Annotated in this window: 1 pseudogene; it reads right to left on the reverse strand. The window is 66.0% G+C overall.

The features are described from left to right. Window positions 1–282: pseudogene (locus tag BRA62_RS05045) on the reverse strand (tRNA uridine(34) 5-carboxymethylaminomethyl modification radical SAM/GNAT enzyme Elp3); the annotation flags it as partial.

Here is a 282-nt window from a genome sequence, read left to right on the forward strand (position 1 = left end):
CGTCCAGGTGCTGGACGCCGAGTTCCACCTTGGTCACGCCCATCGCAAGCATCTGGTGGATGTGCTCCTCCCGGCACCAGTCCGGGCGCGTCTCGAACGTGGCGGCGACGCACCGGACGCTTGCCGACTCGTTCACGGCAAAGATGGCATCGAGGTCGGGTTTTTCCTGCGGAATCCCGGCCCGGGGGTAATCGTTCATCGCCTGCACGGCGGCCCCGACGAACCACTCCTGATACTCGATCGGGCGGGCGGTCATCGTCCCGCCCATCACGATCAGTTCCG

Origin of the sequence: Methanoculleus sp. UBA208 (genome assembly GCF_002498065.1) — an archaeon.
GTDB lineage: Archaea > Halobacteriota > Methanomicrobia > Methanomicrobiales > Methanoculleaceae > Methanoculleus.